Genomic DNA, 17,573 nt, shown 5'->3' with positions numbered 1-17,573 from the left:
CTCTTTTTCCCTGCACGAGACACTATTATTCGGACTTCCGGCATCCGCCACGAACAAGGTTCAGTTTTAGGTGGCAAGCGGCTCTGGTTTTGTCAACAGGTTGGCGATTTTCACCGCGCGCAAGACTGTACCCTAATCGAGGTTCATAGCGCAGCCATGATGGATGCAGGTGATGGACCGGAAGGTGCCGGTTTGGTGGGAGAGGTGATCCGAGCCGGTTCTGCTGAGCGCATTGACGGGCCACCTCGGGCGCGGACTCACCTGTGACGTTGACTGCTGATCACGGTGGTAACGGTTCGTGTTGCGCGACTTTGTGCAAGTGCGATGGCGCTCAAAACCAAGGCACAGGCCACTGCTTGCGCACCTGTGATTGTTTCACCGAAAGCAAAAACGCCCACGGCAAACATTGTCGGCAGTTCAATGCTGCCGATAACGGCCGTGCGCGATGCCCCGATGACAGGGGAACAGACGGTGTAAATCAGCTGGGGAACCAGTGCCGTCATAAGACCGATCCCGACGATCAGAAACCAGTCACTGCCGCCTGCTGGCAGGACTTCGTCAATTTCCGAAGAGATAATCAAAGGGGTTAGCCCGACGACCGATCCCAACGAAACCGACGCTATCCTGGCCAAAGGAGCAATTCGCGAAAGACGGTGTACAAGCACGCATATGCCGAAGCCAAATCCGAAAGGTGCAGCCAAAGAGACAAGCAACGTTGGAATTTGGTCAATCGGTACGGATGCCGGAGACCCTGCAATGCCTGCCGCAAGAACAATCAAACCGGCCGCAACAAGGCTGCGCCGCGTCGGCGGATCGGCGAATATCGCCCAAGCGATGATGATCGTAAACACCGGGTAGGTCATGTAAAGAACACCCACCGTTGATGCCGGCACTGTTTCAAGTGCGGTAACATATCCGACCCACCCAAGCCCCATGACTGCCCCCGCAGCCATACCCCAGACTAATTCCCGCCGGTTTGAACGATGCTTAAAAAGGGTGGGCAACAATAGGATCGCCGTCAAAATGTACCGATAAAACGCAACTGCGTAGGGCGCGAGTCCCTGGTCAATGAGACCTCGGCTGAAATAGGGTACAAAGCCAAAACAGATGGATGCAAAGAACACTCCCGCCCCGGCAAGGGCGTAGGGTATTGGATCGTGCTTGGTTGATGTTGGCCGGCCCATCTTTGACACCTACCATGCAGTATTTCCGTTGGCATCAGCAACCTGACCGAACCGTCACGTCGTCTGTAAACCGGCTATAGGAAAACGCAAAAAAACCCGCTGAACAATCAGCGGGTTTCCTGGTTTTCAAGCTTTGACGAAAATCGGGATGTCAGCCCTTTTTCAGAACCTCGCGGCCCAGAAGTTCCGCGATCTGCACCGCGTTCAGGGCGGCGCCCTTGCGCAGGTTGTCGCTGACGCACCACAGGTTCAGACCGTTCTCGATGGTCGAATCCTGGCGGATACGGCTGATGAACGTGGCGAAATCGCCCGCGCATTCGACGGGCGAGACGTAGCCACCCGCTTCGCGCTTGTCGATCACCATGATGCCCGGTGCTTCGCGCAGGATGTCGCGGGCTTCGTCTTCGTCCAGGAATTCCTCGAACTCGATGTTCACAGCCTCGGAATGGCCGACGAAAACCGGCACGCGGACACAGGTCGCGGTGACCTTGATCGACGGATCGACGATCTTCTTGGTCTCGACAACCATCTTCCATTCTTCCTTGGTCGAGCCGTCTTCCATGAAGACGTCGATCTGCGGGATGACGTTGAAGGCGATCTGCTTCTGGAATTTCTTCGGCGGCACGTCTGTGGTGGGGTTATAAACCGCCTTGGTCTGATCCCAAAGTTCATCCATGCCTTCCTTGCCCGCGCCCGACACCGACTGATAGGTCGACACCACGACGCGCTTGATCCTGGCGCGATCATGCAGCGGCTTGAGTGCCACCACCATCTGCGCGGTCGAACAGTTCGGGTTGGCGATGATGTTCTTGTTCTTGTAGTCGTGGATCGCCTGCGGGTTACATTCCGGCACGATCAGAGGGATCTCGGGGTCATAGCGATACAGCGACGAGTTGTCGATCACCACACAGCCAGCCGCAGCCGCCTTGGGGGCATAGGTCTTGGTTGCGTCCGAGCCGATGGCGAACAGGGCCATGTCCCAGCCGGTGAAATCGAAGGTGTCGATGTCCTGGGTGGTCAGTGTCTTGTCGCCAAAGCTTACTTCCGTACCCAGCGAACGACGGCTTGCCAGCACGGCAAGTTCATCGACGGGGAACTGGCGTTCCGCCAGAATGTTCAGCATTTCGCGGCCCACGTTACCCGTGGCGCCGGCGACAACGACGCGATAGCCCATTTCATGTCTCCAAAGTTAAGGACGCGCGTTCATAGCCGCGTTGCAGCAAAGAAAAAAGGGTTTTCGGGTCAGATTTCGTCTGATGACACCGATTTGACGCGGCGCATCGCCTCAGGTGTCGGTCAAAAGCCGTTCGTAGAGGGCGACAAGGGTCTTTGCTTCGCGATGGATGTCGAAATTCTGCTCGACATGGGTGCGGGCGGCGAGGCCGGATTGCGCTAGGGAATCGCGGTTTTCCAGCATCCGGGCGGCGGCATCGGCCAATGCCGGGACATCGCCGGGCTCCACTACATGGCCCAATGACGGGTCGGTGACGATCTCAGAGAACGCACCGACATCGGTGGCCACGACGGGTACGCCGCAGGCCATCGCCTCCAACGGGGTCAGGCCGAAGCCTTCCCACCGCTGGGGTGCGATGAAGAGGTCCAGAACCTGATACCATTCGGCGATCTGGTCGACTGTAACCTCGGGCATGAAGAGGATACGGTCGGACAGGCCCGCCACCGCGACCTTGTCTTTCAATTCGGACAGAAAGGTGGTGTGTTGTTCCGTGGCGCGGCCCATGACGATGCCATGCACATCGTCAAAGCGGCCACATAGGTCGATCATTGCATCCACAAAGGCGTCAGTACCCTTCTGGTGGCGGATGCGGCCATAACAGCCCAGCAGCAGGCCATCAGGCAGGCCCAACCGGGTGCGAACGGCCGTTTTATCCTCGGGCGAGGTAAAGTCCTGTAGGTTGATGCCATGCATGATCACCTGTGCATCCCGATCCAGATACCCGGCGGTTTTGCGCGAGGTTGCGACCACGGCATCCATCTTGTCGATCAGCCATTTGGTATAGCCCGTATGCGCCCGTTGCGACGCGCTGGTGAACACCAGTTTCAGCCGCAGCCGCAGGATGTTGCGCAGGAACAGACCCAACAGCATCTCGGTATTGCGGCGGGCGTGCCAGACGCGCAGGGTTTTGCGCGACAGAAAGGGTAGGCGGCCAAGCGGGATATGCGGGATATCGGCAGGCAGGCCCGGACCAGTGGCTGCAATGTCGATCCATTGCACCTGCAACGGCACCAGCCGCGCAATCGTTGCCGTCACGCCCGAAAGCCTGCGTTTGAGATTGGGGGCAATGACGCGCGGGTCAGACATGGGCTCTCCTGACGGGGTTAGCGTCAGTCGACGCTGTCCCGGCTGAATAGATAGATCACGCAGCCAATGGCAAGCGAGATGGCAAAAAAGCCGAATGTCGCTGTGTAGGGTGCAGAGGGGCTGATGTCTACCGTGGCCGCGTGGACGCGCCCGGTGACAAATTGGGCGATGCCGACCCCTCCGATTCCGAAAAGGTTCAACAGGGTTACGCCTCGGCCCACCAGATGGGCGGGAACGAAGGCCCGACCATGGGCCATGATGACCGGAAAACTGGCCCCGGTGAACCCTATGATAGCCAACAGCAGAACGGACAGCCATGTGGCATGGTCGATCCAAACGCAAAGCAGGGTCAGCGCCACGACACCCAGCGCGTTGCCCGTGAAGATAACCCATTTCCGAGTGCCGAAGACGCGATCCAGCGGTCCGTAGACAAAGGTACCGACGATCATCGCAGACCCCATGACCAGAGTCGCGGTGCCGATCTGGGTGGTGCTGAGCCCGAAGACATCGTTCAGATACGGCCCGGCCCATAGCCCGCGCAGCGCGGCAGAGGGCGCATAGGCCACCAGCATCAAAGGCATGATCAGCCACAGTGCAGGCTCTTTCAACAGGTCCAGAAGTGAACCCTTGTGTTCCGTATCAACCTTTGCTGGGTCACGCAGGCTCAGCCAAATACCCAAAGCAATCGCAGCAGATATCACGGCCAGCCCAACCATGGTGGCGCGCCATCCCATCCATTCGACCGCAAGCGCAGTCGGATAAGAGGCCACGAGATTGCCCACCGAGCCAACACCCAGCATGACGGCGGCCAGCGTCGCGAATTTCGCAGGCGGGTATTCGCGGGCAAAGATGAAATAGGAAGCCATCAGAACCGGAGAGCACCCAACCCCGATCAGGCCCATGGCAACACTGACATGCAACGGTGAGGTCGCGACCGCAAAAATTGCGGATCCTCCTGCACCGCCAACCAGAAGAAGCGCGGCTGCGGTCAGCCTGGGCCCAACCTTGTCCAGCGCCCAGCCGACCGGGATTTGCATTGCAGCGAACACCAGAAACCAAAGGCCGGATGCAAAGGCCAGATCTTCGGGTGTAGCGCCGATATCGCGTTCAAGATCCAGGCTGAGCACAGCCAGAAATGCACGGAAAAACTGGCTGAGCACATAGCCCAGGCACAAAACCACCAAACCCGCCTGCATATCCCGCCTCTTTTTCGCTCATCCGAAAGGAATGCTTGGCACGCAATGATGCAACGCACAAGCATGTGTACTATGTTTCAAAACGAGGACTCGGGCCGCATTCCGGCTATCATTGCCAGAAGTTTGATTTCGAGGGGGAAAATGAAAGACCTCCATTCCGCATTTTACGAAAACCTGCCCCTGCTGAGGGATTTCACCCGTCTGGCGGACCCGGCGCAGTTTTCGCCGGTGCCCGACGACTGGTTTCTGGGGGTTGCCGACATAGTCGATTCAACCGGCGAGATCGCGCGGGGACGATACAAAACCGTCAACACCGTGGGGGCTGCTGTTATCTCGGCGATGATAAACGCGATGGGCGGCAAGTTGTTTCCCTATGTCTTTGGCGGCGACGGGGCGGCGTTTGCGATCCCCCCCAGCGAAATTGAAGCAGCGCGGGATACTCTGTCAGCCATGCGGCGCTGGGCGGAAGAAGAGTTTTCCATGCCGTTGCGTGCGGCGCTGGTGTCGGTGGCGGATATCCGAAAAGCAGGCAGGGACTTGCGCGTCGCTCGTTTTGCGCCCTCTTCCGGGGTGGATTATGCCATGTTCTCTGGCGGAGGCTTGGCCTGGGCCGAAGCAGAGATGAAAGCGGGTCATCATATGATCGCGCCTGCCGAACCGGGTGCGCAGCCGGACCTGACAGGCCTGTCATGCAGATGGTCCAACAGCCCGGCGCGGCACGGTCAGATCGTGTCACTGGTTGTTGAACCCACTGCGTCGGCAACTGAACGCGACTTTGCCGACCTTGCGCAATCGGTTCTGTCCGCGTCAGAAGAGCTGGAGCGCGCAGGTCATCCGGTGCCGACGAATGGTCCGCCCATGACGTGGCCGCCCCCCGGCCTCGACATTGACGCGCATGTTTCGCGCAACGGGCGGAATTTGTTTCTGCACAAGCTCGTTCTTCTGTTTCAGAACCTGCTGATCGCGATATTGTTCAAAACAGGCAAGAAGCTGGGACAGTTTGAACCCGAACATTACAGGATGATGGTCAGCAGCAATGCCGATTTCCGCAAGTTCGATGATGGCCTGAAGATGACGTTGGATTGTGACCCGGCCACTTTGCGACAGATCGAACACTTGCTGAAAGAAGCGCGCGGGCGCGGCAAAATCCGATACGGTCTGCACGTGCAGGACGAGGCGATGATGACCTGTTTCGTCCCGTCGGCCACACGGGACGATCATGTGCATTTCGTCGACGGTGCTTCGGGCGGATACGCCCAAGCCGCAGCGGCCATGGTCCGTTGAACGTTCAGTCGGCTTTCCATCGTGCGGCGAGATCACGTGCCGTTTGCGTCAGCAGCATCACATCAATGCCAACCGCCAAGAACTGTGCGCCCATATCCAGATATGCCTGACGGGTCTCGTCATTTGTGGCCAGAATGCCCGGCGCTTTGCCTGCGGCCTTGATTCGGGCCAGTGCATCCCGGATAACCGCTCGCACCTCGGGTGCCGCGCTGTTGCCCTGATGGCCCATATCGGTCGACAGATCAGCAGGGCCTATGAATACGCCATCCACGCCTTCAACATCCAGAATGTCGTCCAGAGCAGCAATTCCGGCGCGGGTTTCCACCTGCAACAACAGGCAAATCTCCTGATCTGCGGTCTGAATATAATCTCCGACCGATCCGTACATCGTCGCCCGCGATGCCATCGCGCCCACGCCGCGGACACCGGCAGGGGGATAACGGCAGGCCCGAACCAGCTCTTGCGCCTGCTCGGCGCTTTCCACGATCGGAACCAGAACGGTCTGAGCACCCGCATCCAGAACCATCTTGATCAGCCAGGTCTCACCCACGGGAACCCGCACAACCGCATGAGAGTCGCTTGCCGCAAGCGCCAGAAGCTGGTCCCGGATCGACCGGATATCGTTTGCGGCATGCTCTCCATCGATTACCAGCCAATCAAAACCGGCGGTTCCCATCATCTCGGCCGCTATGGGCTCCGCAAAGCTCATCCAGCACCCGATCTGCATTGTTCCCTTTTTCAGAGCCTGTTTGAACGCGTTCTGCTGCGCAGCCATACTGTTTCCTTTGTTGCAAAACCTTCAGCGCCACGTGGTCGCGAAAGCGGCCGTTTCCACATCTTCTTCCGTGGCGCGAAATTGTCCAGTTTTAATGCAATTTGGCGTCATCGGATCGACGGCGGCAAAGGCGCGTCACGCAAGGGCGGCGGCGTCCCGGCGGCTCTTGTGCTTCAAACCGAAAGCCGAGGGTTCCCTTGCGTAAATCACGGATTTCGGCGATAATTTTGGCATGACCGACGACCTCCCACTGACGTCGCGATCTTTGCCCATTGCGCTTTTGCGGGCGCGGGAAAAGGTTATGGGACCCATCCGAGCAATGCTGGCCGACGCCGGTGTCACCGAACAGCAGTGGCGCGTGTTGCGCGTATTGAACGAAGAAGGCCCGCAGGAACCGACGCATATTGCCGAACGCGCCTGTCTGTTACTGCCAAGCCTGACACGGATACTGCAAAAACTGGAGCATCGCGGCCTGATCTCCCGACGATGCCACCCGGCTGACCGGCGTCGCCAGATTGTCGAGATCGGCGAGCGTGGCGTTCAGATTATTCACGCCAATCAGCCCGCCAGTATGGCGCAGGCGGAACGCATTCGTTCCCGCCTGGGGCCGGAAAAACACGAATTGTTGCTGGATCTTCTGAACGAGTTGAACGACCTGGATACCTGATGCCGGTCGCCGAACATGGGTGTCATATGCAAAGACCCCGCCGGAGATTTTAGGGGCGATCTCCGACGGGGTGGCCAGACTTGGATTTGGGTTAGGCCTGGCCTGAGGCCGGTTGCGTCACGCCTTGCCTGACGGTCCGGCCTGCGCATCGGAGTATATGGCGAGCCGGAAATGTGGCTCTGATTAGGGCCTTTTGGCCTTTGGGGGAAAGGCCGCGCACCTATGCTCTCCGAAACAGTCTTGGGCAATTGCCTAAGGAAAACCTGGCCCGCAAGGGATGACTTGGCGTCATTCTGGCCGAATGTTCCCGCATGTGCGGTGATTTGCTGCCATCGCACACCTCAAGATAGATGCGCCCCGCAATTCCTATTTAAAACCTAGCCCGACTTGCGCCAGAGCCAAGTTAATTTCCGATCTGTCCAAGTTCCGGTGCATCAATAAAGACGGATGTGAAACAGCATTGGAACGGCACTGGGCGTTCAGGTCAGAATTGAGCAGGTTCGCGCTGAAACAACTCTTGGATATTGGCGAAATCCAGCGTGCAATCCCGGCTTGCTGGCAGCTCTGGCGGGCGTAAGATGGCAGCGATGAAAAATTCAGGAACCACGATGTCAAACAGCCTGTTTTCCCTTCCCGATCCTATAACCATTCCTGTCGTTGGCGAGACGGCCGGGTACCCTGTCGGGCGCATTTTCTGCGTCGGGCGAAACTATGCCGCGCATGCAGCAGAGATGGGGAATGAGGTGGATCGCGATGCGCCCTTCTATTTCACCAAATCCGCGCCAAACGCAATCCTGTCCGGCGCGACGGTTCCGTACCCGGCGGGGACGAAGAATTACCATCACGAAATGGAGCTGGCGCTGGCAATCGGAAAACCGGTAATTCGTGCCTCGAGTGCGCAGGCTTGGGATGCGGTTTATGCCTATGGCTGTGCACTCGACATGACACGCCGCGATCTGCAACTCCGCGAGCGGGACAAACAGCGGCCTTGGGATCTGGGTAAGGACGTCGAAAACGGAGCAGTCTTCGCGCCGCTGACCCCTGCCGCGGACTGGTCGCCGGACGATGGCAAACATATCCGGCTGAGCGTGAACGGCGAACTACGTCAGGACGCTACCCTGGAAGAGCTCATCTGGAAGATCGATGAAATCGTCAGCCATCTGTCCGGTTTCTACCATCTGCGCCCCGGCGATCTGATCCTGACAGGTACACCGGCCGGCGTAGGCCCGGTTGTGGCCGGCGACATCATAACAGGAGAGATTGACGGGCTGGAGCCGATCAAACTGACCCTGACGGACGCGGAATAGGCCCTATTTAGGGTCTTTCAGCCAGCCCCTTGCAAATTCCACCTGGGTTACGCCTGCCAGCCGGCGCACCCGGTCCAGCTCGGCGTTCAGGCGTCGGCTGCGGGCGTTAGACCAGCGCACCCCGCGTTCGGGCCAGAGCGCTTTGACATGCAGCAGGTCGCGATCCCGATGCGCCTTCATGTCGATCCGGCCGATCAATCGATCGCCTTCAAGCAAGGGGAAGACGTAATACCCATATGTGCGCCTGGCTTCGGGAACGAAAACTTCGATGCGATAGTGAAAGCCAAACAGCCGCTCGGCCCGGTTTCTGTCCCGAAGCATGGGATCAAACGGGCTGAGCACGCGAATCCGACCGGGCGGTTGCGGCAAGTCGGTTGCCCGATCCATCAAATCAGGGCGGGCAAAGGTTTTGCGCAGGCGTCCATCGGCGCAAGTGACCTCGATCTCTTCGATATTTCCTTGAGCCAACGCCGTGGCACACCAGTCTTTGGCTTCGGCGGCGGTGACCGTGCCCCAGAACGCGGCCAGCTCTCCGGACGTGGCAAACCCCAACCGGTCCAGCGCTGCGTTGCACAGCCAATCCACGGTTGCCGTCGCATCACAGGCCATGGTCCCGGGGCACAGGTGGGTTTCGATCACACGTTCGGTCAGATCATAACGTTTCTGAAACCCGTCGCGGCCCACAACGGTCAGGGCCCCGGAACGCCACAGAAACTCCAATGCGGTTTTTGACGGGTGCCAGTCCCACCAACCGCCCGAGCCTTTCTTTTCATCCTTGCCAACGTCTGACGAACACACGGGCCCGTGGTCGCGGATGTGTTGCAAGACAGTCTCGAACTGTTGCTCGAACCCATCCCGCCGCCAGTTCTTCCAGCGCGCCTTCAAGAGATCCGCATCACGCTGAAAGCGCAGGTGCCAGTGCGGATAGAACGACATCGGGATCACGGCCGCATCATGTGTCCAGTGTTCGAACAGCGCTTTTTCCCTTTCATATAGCCTTTTCAGGTTGGCGCTTCGATACGCAGGCCGTCGGGAAAACAGGATCATGTCATGAGCGCGGGCAACCGTGTTGATGCTGTCAAGCTGCACGAATCCCAACCGCTGGACAAGGTCCAGAAGCTCGGCGCCCTTGGCCGCGCCCGCGGGTTGTTCGGCCAAAGCATGGCGATCCAGAAAAACGGCGCGGGCCGTCCGGTTGTCGAGCCGCTTCAGGGGCGCATTCATCGTCGTTTCAGGGTATCGCCATAGCTGATCTTGGGGGTCAGCGTGACCCGTGTCTCGATTTCGGACTCCGGGTCCTTCAGGCGTTCAGCGATGATCTGCGCGGCCTGACGTCCTATATCCAGACGACAGGCATCCATCGTCGCCAATTTGCGCGGAAGACCCTGCAAAAGTTCCACGTTGTTGAACCCGGCCAGACCGATCTGCCCCGGAATATCCACGCCTTGCTCCAGCAGGTACAACAGACCACCGGCGCCGATCATGTCGTTGGAATAGTAAAGAAAATCCAGATCGGGCGACCGATCAAGCATGGCCTGTGTCATCTCGCGCCCCTTGGCCAGGGCAGAGCCACCGGAATAGAACTCGCGATCTTCGATCTCGATCCCGTGTTTGCCCAGCACTTCGGTAAACCCTTCAAAGCGTTTTCGGGCACGGTGATCCAATGGCATCTTGGTGCCCATGAAGCCGATATGTTGATACCCGGCCTTCAGAATCGCCTGCGCCATCTCGCGCCCGGCGCGGCGATGCGAGATGCCCACCATCGCGTCGACAGGTTTGCCGTCGGTATCCATGATCTCGACCACCGGAATGCCCGCCGAATCCAGCATGGCGCGGGCCGCGTCAGTGTGTTCCAGCCCGGCAATGATCACGCCCGAGGGTCGCCACGAGAGCATCTCGTACAGCACTTTTTCCTCTTTCTCGGGCAGATAATCCGTCACGCCAACCACGGGTTGCAGTTCGGTATCTTCCAGCACCTGATTGATGCCGGTCATCACCTCGGGAAACACCATATTCGAAAGCGAGGGGATGATTACCGCGACCAGGTTGACCCGGCTGGATGCCAGCGCGCCCGCGATCTTGTTGGGGACATATCCCAGCTCTTTTGCAGCGGCCAGAACGCGGGTGCGGGTGGCGTCGGACACATCCCCCCTGTTACGCAGAACCCGGCTCACCGTCATCTCTGAGACACCGGAAGCCTCGGACACATCACGAAGGGTAAGCGGGCGTTTGGTTTCACTGTTCACGGGAGGCACCTGCGTAGTTGTTTTGTCCGATGCTAGCGCGAACAGGTCGGTGTGTACAACAATTGTGCAAAGGCGATGACAACACGGAAATTCCCGGTTACAGAAGGCGGGGCGCGGCCCCGTGGCTCAACTGGATAGAGCAGCCCCCTCCTAAGGGGCAGGTTGCAGGTTCGAATCCTGCCGGGGTCGCCAGTTTTTGTAAGTCTCTATTTTAGTGATCATTTGGCGTGCGTGGTGTCACGGGGGTGGTGGACTTACACGACGAATTTAAAACACGAAAAGTAGGCCATGAGTAATGATAGGAACCTTGAGCAACCAAGCGGACCCGGTACAGCTTGGCGGGTTAGGATGTCTACGCCCAAAGTTCTAAAGGGCACCACTGATCCAGAGACGGGCAAACCTTTTGGTCGAAAAATTACAAGAAGCCTTGGAGGTTTTTAGCACAAAGTCACGGCACGACTAAGTTACGCGAGGTGGAACTTCGCAAGGTTCGAGAGTTGGAATTACAAGCGCTAGCCTCAGGGCTCATAAGCAATATATGACGATAGCTGCGTGTGCGATTGCTTACGGGAAAGCCTTCGGGCAGCGGGCGTATCGTGTTGCAACTCACCACCAATCTTTCAGCCTGCCGAACATGATCTCAATACGGTTGCGACGTTTGTAGCGTCGCTTGTCGTATCGGATGGGCTTCTTTCGCTGTCTTCGACCAGGTGTGCAGGCCTTTATCCCTTTGTCTTGTAACGCTTCTCTGAACCAATCGGCATCATATCCACGATCTCCAGGCAGCCACTCCACGTCCGGCAGACCGTTTAGCAGGGCCTTTGCACCGGTATCATCACTGACCTGACCGGCGGTCATAAAGAAGTTCAACGGGCGCCCCTGGCTGTCACAGATGGCATTTAGCTTCGTGTTCATGCCGCCTTTGGTGCGTCCCCTCTCGGCAGCATCCTGTAGATGCGCCTGCCAGGCAGTGTATCAGTCGTCCTCGCCCCCTTTTTTGACCCCGAGGCTGGATGCCATGCGGTGCGCCTTCAGATAGGTCGCATCAATCACCACGGTCTTTTCTTCGCCGTGATCGGCGGACAGGCCCATCATCATTTCCGCGAAGATGCCCTTATCACTCCACCGCTTCCAACAGTTGTACAAGGTCTTGTGTGGCTCGTATTCCTTGGGTGCATCACGCCATCTTAACCCGTTTCGATTAATGAATATAATCCCACTCAAAACACGCTTGTCATCGACGCGAGGTTTCCCGTGGGACTGCGGGAAGAAAGGCTCAAGACGCGCCATCTGCGTGTCCGTTAGTCAGAAGTGATCAGACATGTTAATCGCTCGTTTTCGAACCGTGAATCACGCCGCATAACTTAATCCAATGGGTCATGAGGCTGGTAAAACTAGTGTTCCGTTTCCAGCAAGCATCCTAATCTGGCTAGTATCCTGACTTTTTTTCTACTTTCCGACAAGAATTGCGTGTTCCCGTTCGATGACCTTTTCCCAATCGCCTTGCGCCTTCAGACCAGTCGAAGAGTCTCCCATTAGCGACGTGACCATGAGTCTTCCACGCGCTTTCGCTTCCTCATTCGAGAAACCGGCCTGTTCAAACATCCAGGCGGCAAATTGGAAGCGTTTGCCGATGGTTCTTTGATACGATTCTTTCGCCTTCTCATCGGTATTCGCCCAGACTGAGACAGCGTGATCAGGCAATGCGGCGTCCTCTTCAATGACCTTTTTCATAAGAAGAAGAATTCGGTCTTCCGGGGGGCCGCCAAATGTCTTTGCCTGTGCGATCACTTTGTCAGTCAGTTCCTGCTCCCAATATCTGAGAACCTCATCCAAAAGCTCACGGACGTTTTTGAAATGCCAATAAAAGCTACCGCTTGTCAGGTTCAGTCGCTTTGCCATTGGTACGATTTTTATCGCGGAAACGCCGCCCTCGTTCAGGACTTTGTAAGCCAGCAATATCCAGTCTTCTTTGGTCGCGGCGTTTTTGGGTGAGGCTCGGGTGATAGTTTCTGACATTCAGATTACAGCATTCTTTGTTTGACATAGAGCAGTCTATGGACTTACCGTAGAGAAGTCTATGGTTGACTGGGAGTTCACGACATCGTGCTCTCCGAAACGCCACGCAGAAAAGGGGGGATCAATGAATAGCATTATGAATTCCACGACTGGCGCACTATTGGCATTGGGTTTGTCGTTGGCTGGCACCGCTTCAGCGCAAAACGTGCTGCCGACTGGTCGAACTGCTTCTGCAATTGAAAATGGTGTTTATCCCGCGTCATACTTTCCCAACACTGAAATCCTTGGCGCGGATGAGATGCGTATCACTGCATTGGGGACGGGGATGCCCAACCAAACCAAAGCTGCCGTTTCGATTTCATTTTATGTTGAACTAGGCAATGGAGACGTTTTCTTGTTTGACGTGGGCACGGGTGCAACTGGAAACTTGTTTTCATTGAGACCGGATTTTGCGAAGGTCGATAAGGTCTTTTTCAGTCATTTGCATGTCGACCACGTTGGAGACTTCATGGGGTTTCATGTTGGCAGTTGGCTTTCGGGCAGATATACTCCGCTCCGCGTCTTCGGCCCGTCCGGATCAGAGGATGAACTGGGCACCAAAGCCTATGTAGAAGGCATGTCAAAAGCCTATGCTTGGGATCTGGCCACACGTACGGGGGCGCTGCCGGATGATGGTGCCAAGCTTGAAGTTACCGAATTCGATTACATGCAGGAAAACGAGATCGTTTATCAGGAGAACGACGTAACTATCCGTTCCTGGCCAGCTATCCACAGCCTAGATGGCTCGGTGAGTTATTCTCTGGAATGGAATGGACTGAAATACGTCTTTGGCGGAGATACTTACCCAAACAAATGGTATGTAGAATATGCCAAAGGGGCGGATATCGCTTCTCACGAGGCTTTTCTGCCACCTGACGCTTTGGCCCCGTATTTTGGCTGGGACATGAAACAGGCGACCTATGTAGCCACGCGCGTTCATACCGAACCTGCGGCCTTTGGCAAGGTGATGTCTGCGGTCGAACCGCGCATGGCGCTGGGGTATCACTCTGTTCTTTCACCCGAAAATTATCAGGCGATCTTGGAAGGTGTCCGTTCGACTTACGATGGACCGCTTACGCTGGCGCGGGATCTTCAGGTGATCAACGTAACCAAAGACCAGATCGTTGTTCGGGAAGCGAGTGTTGATGACTATGCGTTGCCACCTGCTGTGAGCGACGAGTACATCACTGCCCAACGTTCAAAAGAAAAAGAGCCGTCCGACAAAGTCAAAGCGGGAAAATGGGAGGGTTACACGCCACCGCCAATGCCGGAAAATTAAAGTTCAGGGGTGAACAAAATTCCAATTTGGCAGTATCTGTGCCGACTATTTCTGATGCTGAGCCTGATGGCCTCAGGTGCACGCGCCGTTTCGGCGGATGTCGTTCTGACTAACGGATCAGAAGTCGCCCCCAACATCGCTGTTCTTCATATCAAAGACGATGGGGTCTACGTCGACCTTGAGATCTATATCGAAGATATTCCGTTGTTTACTGATATGTTGCCAATCGGTTGGTCATCGGATTTCGTCGAGAGTAAGCCGGAGGCTGAAAAAGAGACCAATCAAGGTTTTGCCCAAGCCGAAAGTCGGGCGTTATCGATTGTTGGAAGGGACAATCAGCCCCTAAACGCTGAAATCAGAAATTTAGAATACCGAACACGCATCGACCGGGCCTCGCCACTTGCAGGTCAGCGGAATCCATTCTCGGGTCAAATTGTTCCCAGCCCGCCAAAAGATCCGCGTGTTCTGTTCGTCAAAGTGTTCTTTGCGTTTCAAAACACAGTTCCCAACGAGCTGACTATAATGCCTCCATCGCGGGATGGTGAACCACTGGCGACTATCGGGATGCAGGTTTTTGACCGACAGGTTCCGGTCACCGATTTCAGCTTCTTGTCAAAGCCGGCAGAGTTAAGGATTCACTGGCCTGATCCGTGGGATAGCCGTTTTTCTGCTGAAAGCCTAAATCGACAAGCGCAGGACGGGACATCCACCTTTCTCTACATCGAACCTCGTGAAGTTCGGCATGAGACGCTGATCCGCTTGCGTGAACTGGCGCCTTGGATTGGTGAAACTACCGAAGTCGGTCAAACACTTTCGCCACAGCGTAGCGCCATGATCGTAAACCAAGCGGCGTCCTTCCTGGCTTCTCGTAACCCGGTGACAATTGATGGCAAATTAGTGCAACCGTCGAACGCTACAGCAAAGCTCCTGGAGCTGACATCGCAGGGTTATCAGGTTGTCGAGCCTGGAAAGGAAGTGTCCGTGAACAATGCGTTTATCGGGGCTATCCTGTCTTTCTCATCGGCAGACCTTCCCAATCAGGTGACAGTCACATGGGATATGTTTGACGAGGAGATTTCCCGCGTCGCAACGATTTCAAACGATATCGCAGGGCCGTTTTTTGGGGCTGTTTCATCTGCTGACCCGCAGTTTCACTGGCAGAACCACCTGCTCCAGTACCAAAGAGCATCTGTTACTCAGATTCCAGTTGAGCAGCAGAAACGGCAGGACCCGGCTTTGGCGTTGATCGCCGGGATTATCAGCGCCGTCTCACTCGGTTTTCTCCTGCTAACCAGGGACAAAGTCGCAAAGTGTGCCAGTTGCGTTACTATGATTGCCGCTGCTTCGGCAACGTTTGTATTTTCGGGATATTTGCCGGAATTACCCTGGAATAAGCCCGAACCCCCTGAGCAGCAGGTTGCGGAAGACATACTGCGCTCGATGGTCAAAAACTTGAACACGGTGACCCTGGAAACTTCGCCGGCAGCAAGAAAGGCAGAGCTGGCCCACATTGTAACGGCGGCATCTCTGGGCGACATCGCAACAGAGGTAGAGCGTGGTCTCGTGATCCGAACGCCAGGAGGCAGTCTTGCTACAGTTACAGATATTAGTGCCCTGAAAGTAGAGCGCGTTGACCCGACCCTTAAACCGGGTGGATTCAGAACTCTGGCAAAATGGACAGTGAAAGCCCAAGGTGGTCATTGGGGGCACGCCCATATACGCGCGGTTACGTTCCGAGTGCTGGCCGAGGTCATACCTGAGTCAGGGCAATGGAAGCTGGATGGATTAACTGTAATCGAGGCTCGCGATCCAAATGCATAAGTATTTAAGATCAAAGGTTTTTACTTTCGGCACTCTGTTTGTCGGTGTGTTTTTGTCACTGACGCTGTCAGCCTCGGCGCATTTTTTGCTTAACCTCAACGTTCGAATTTCGCATGTCGAGCATTCCGAAGGCGGTCTGCGTGTCTACATGCGTACGCCCATGCCTTATCTTGTTGCAGATAAGGTCGGTGATCAGAATGGTGATGCCTTGCCGGAAGCTGCACCATTCACGACCAATGCCATGAGCGACGGTCAGTTAGTCCACTTTGTCGACTTGCAGGCTTTCATGAGCGATCCCAATGGGCTGGGGCAATTCGCGGAAGGTGCGTTGCATCTGTTGGTCGACAATCAGCGCTTGAGAGGAACAGTTAAGTCCGTTCGCTTGCATCGCGTTGGAAATGAGCCCGGATTTGCAACTTTGGCCGAAGCTCAACAGGCCGTGGACACCGAAACGGCCTTAATGCCACCGCTTTTTGTTGGTGATACGATTGTCGATCTCGTCCTGTATTATGACACTGACGGCCCGATCCAATCGTACAGCATTTCTAACGTGCTAGACCCCGGCTTGCCGGATCAGGACCAAACGGCCAACCTCATTCTCGACTACGCGTCTGACACGCCTCAGATATTCCGATCTCGGGGCCTGATGACTGAACCATTGGTGGTTCAGAAGAAGGGGTATGGAGGATTCCTCAGTTTCGTCTGGGAAGGCATACGACATATCCTCGAAGGGTTGGATCATGTTTTGTTTGTTGTGTGTTTGGTCATCGGAGCGCAGACACTCAGGGCACTATTGCTGCGTGCAACCGGTTTTACCGTTGGGCATAGCGTGACGCTGTCTCTGGGGTTCTTCGGGTTTGTGCCATCGGGCGCGTGGTTTGTTCCTGCCGTCGAAACCGGGATCGCGCTTTCCATCATATTTGCAGCCGTCGCAGCGTTTATGAGTTTCAAGGACAACGCGCGTTCTGAGGTCACGATGGTGCTTCTGACGACACTGATTGGCCTCCTGCATGGTCTTGGATTCAGTTTTGTGTTGCACAAGATATTGCAGGTTACATCCCCAAACATCTGGCAAAGCCTGCTTGCTTTCAACCTTGGCGTCGAGCTTGGCCAAGTTGCCATTATTCTTGCAATCTGGCCTGCCTTGATAATGTGTCGGCGCGTGAACTCCAGTTTGTGGATGTCCCTGCGAGTGGGTTTAGCCGGTGGGTGTGCGGCTATCGCCTGCTTTTGGACCGTTCAGCGAGTTGCCGAGGTTTATTCCACGTTGGCTTAGGGTCATTGCGAAGGCGCGTGCCGTGATGGTCGCCTAAGACATGCGGACTTCGGCTGTTCCGAAGCATAAGACAGATTAGGCTCGTTGCAGTCGTTCGCTGCACTTGGGATGAACGCCCCCTATGTGGACAAATTAGACGCGTAAACTCAGCCGCGAGAAA

General features: G+C 56.3%; 14 protein-coding genes, 1 tRNA gene and 1 pseudogene. 7 read left to right on the top strand and 9 right to left on the bottom strand.

The annotated features are described in order from the left end of the window. Window positions 1–257 precede the first annotated feature (257 nt). The 4 genes from GOW31_RS16120 to GOW31_RS16105 form a co-directional block, all read right to left on the bottom strand. The gene (locus tag GOW31_RS16120; RefSeq protein ID WP_171171421.1) at window positions 258–1,184 is read right to left on the bottom strand and encodes a DMT family transporter; all 927 of its coding nucleotides are present in this window, start codon (window positions 1,182–1,184) and stop codon (window positions 258–260) included. Between the two features lie 151 nt (window positions 1,185–1,335). Next, on the bottom strand, window positions 1,336–2,358 hold the full coding sequence (locus GOW31_RS16115; protein ID WP_171116819.1) for an aspartate-semialdehyde dehydrogenase: 1,023 nt from the start codon (window positions 2,356–2,358) through the stop codon (window positions 1,336–1,338). Window positions 2,359–2,469: 111 nt separating this feature from the next. After that, window positions 2,470–3,504: a glycosyltransferase family 4 protein gene (locus tag GOW31_RS16110; RefSeq protein ID WP_171116821.1), complete on the bottom strand. Its 1,035-nt coding sequence runs from the start codon at window positions 3,502–3,504 to the stop codon at window positions 2,470–2,472. Window positions 3,505–3,527: 23 nt separating this feature from the next. After that, on the bottom strand, window positions 3,528–4,700 hold the full coding sequence (locus GOW31_RS16105) for an MFS transporter (protein ID WP_171171419.1): 1,173 nt from the start codon (window positions 4,698–4,700) through the stop codon (window positions 3,528–3,530). 141 nt (window positions 4,701–4,841) lie between these two features. Here GOW31_RS16105 and GOW31_RS16100 point away from each other — a divergent pair, with 141 nt between their 5' ends. Beyond that, window positions 4,842–5,984 carry a DUF3095 domain-containing protein gene (locus GOW31_RS16100; protein ID WP_171171417.1) on the top strand — a complete coding sequence of 381 codons (1,143 nt, stop codon included), beginning with the start codon at window positions 4,842–4,844 and terminating at the stop codon, window positions 5,982–5,984. Between the two features lie 4 nt (window positions 5,985–5,988). On the opposite strand, the gene GOW31_RS16095 is transcribed toward GOW31_RS16100, so the two are convergent. Then, window positions 5,989–6,759, bottom strand: a complete 771-nt coding sequence (locus GOW31_RS16095) for an aldolase/citrate lyase family protein (RefSeq protein WP_171171415.1) — start codon at window positions 6,757–6,759, stop codon at window positions 5,989–5,991. Between the two features lie 232 nt (window positions 6,760–6,991). On the opposite strand from GOW31_RS16095, the gene hpaR reads away from it, so the two are divergent. Together hpaR and GOW31_RS16085 are read left to right on the top strand one after the other, a co-directional pair. After that, window positions 6,992–7,426, top strand: a complete 435-nt coding sequence (gene hpaR, locus GOW31_RS16090; RefSeq protein ID WP_170345758.1) for a homoprotocatechuate degradation operon regulator HpaR — start codon at window positions 6,992–6,994, stop codon at window positions 7,424–7,426. A gap of 608 nt (window positions 7,427–8,034) precedes the next feature. Further along, on the top strand, window positions 8,035–8,733 hold the full coding sequence (locus GOW31_RS16085) for a fumarylacetoacetate hydrolase family protein (protein ID WP_171171633.1): 699 nt from the start codon (window positions 8,035–8,037) through the stop codon (window positions 8,731–8,733). 3 nt (window positions 8,734–8,736) lie between these two features. Here the strand turns inward: GOW31_RS16085 and GOW31_RS16080 are convergent, their stop codons facing one another. Together GOW31_RS16080 and GOW31_RS16075 are read right to left on the bottom strand one after the other, a co-directional pair. Further along, window positions 8,737–9,957, bottom strand: coding sequence for a winged helix-turn-helix domain-containing protein (locus GOW31_RS16080; RefSeq protein WP_171171413.1), 1,221 nt, complete (start codon window positions 9,955–9,957; stop codon window positions 8,737–8,739). After that, on the bottom strand, window positions 9,954–10,979 hold the full coding sequence (locus GOW31_RS16075) for a LacI family DNA-binding transcriptional regulator (RefSeq protein ID WP_171116833.1): 1,026 nt from the start codon (window positions 10,977–10,979) through the stop codon (window positions 9,954–9,956). Before GOW31_RS16075 ends, GOW31_RS16080 begins: the two co-directional genes overlap by 4 nt. A gap of 115 nt (window positions 10,980–11,094) precedes the next feature. Between GOW31_RS16075 and GOW31_RS16070 the strand changes: the two genes are divergently transcribed. After that, window positions 11,095–11,171: transfer RNA gene (locus GOW31_RS16070), tRNA-Arg, on the top strand. A gap of 372 nt (window positions 11,172–11,543) precedes the next feature. On the opposite strand, the pseudogene GOW31_RS16065 reads toward GOW31_RS16070, so the two are convergent. Together GOW31_RS16065 and GOW31_RS16060 are read right to left on the bottom strand one after the other, a co-directional pair. Further along, window positions 11,544–12,302, bottom strand: a pseudogene (locus GOW31_RS16065) (IS5 family transposase). 126 nt (window positions 12,303–12,428) lie between these two features. Then, a complete protein-coding gene (locus GOW31_RS16060; RefSeq protein WP_171171411.1) occupies window positions 12,429–12,998 on the bottom strand; it encodes a TetR/AcrR family transcriptional regulator in 570 nt (189 codons plus the stop codon). 124 nt (window positions 12,999–13,122) lie between these two features. Here GOW31_RS16060 and gntH point away from each other — a divergent pair, with 124 nt between their 5' ends. From gntH to GOW31_RS16045, 3 genes are read left to right on the top strand one after another with little or no spacing between them, the layout of a single operon-like run. After that, window positions 13,123–14,316 carry a guanitoxin biosynthesis MBL fold metallo-hydrolase GntH gene (gntH, locus tag GOW31_RS16055; RefSeq protein WP_171171408.1) on the top strand — a complete coding sequence of 398 codons (1,194 nt, stop codon included), beginning with the start codon at window positions 13,123–13,125 and terminating at the stop codon, window positions 14,314–14,316. Window positions 14,317–14,325: 9 nt separating this feature from the next. Continuing rightward, the gene (locus GOW31_RS16050; protein ID WP_171171406.1) at window positions 14,326–16,137 is read left to right on the top strand and encodes a hypothetical protein; all 1,812 of its coding nucleotides are present in this window, start codon (window positions 14,326–14,328) and stop codon (window positions 16,135–16,137) included. Beyond that, complete coding sequence (locus GOW31_RS16045) at window positions 16,130–17,413, top strand: HupE/UreJ family protein (RefSeq protein WP_171171404.1); 1,284 nt, start codon at window positions 16,130–16,132, stop codon at window positions 17,411–17,413. Before GOW31_RS16050 ends, GOW31_RS16045 begins: the two co-directional genes overlap by 8 nt. Window positions 17,414–17,573 lie beyond the last annotated feature (160 nt).

The sequence above is a fragment of the Ruegeria sp. HKCCA0370 genome (assembly GCF_013033705.1).
In the GTDB taxonomy this organism is placed as follows: Bacteria; Pseudomonadota; Alphaproteobacteria; order Rhodobacterales; family Rhodobacteraceae; genus Ruegeria.
The sequence above is the reverse complement of the archived record's forward strand: the minus strand, read 5'-3'. Positions and strand labels throughout refer to the sequence as shown.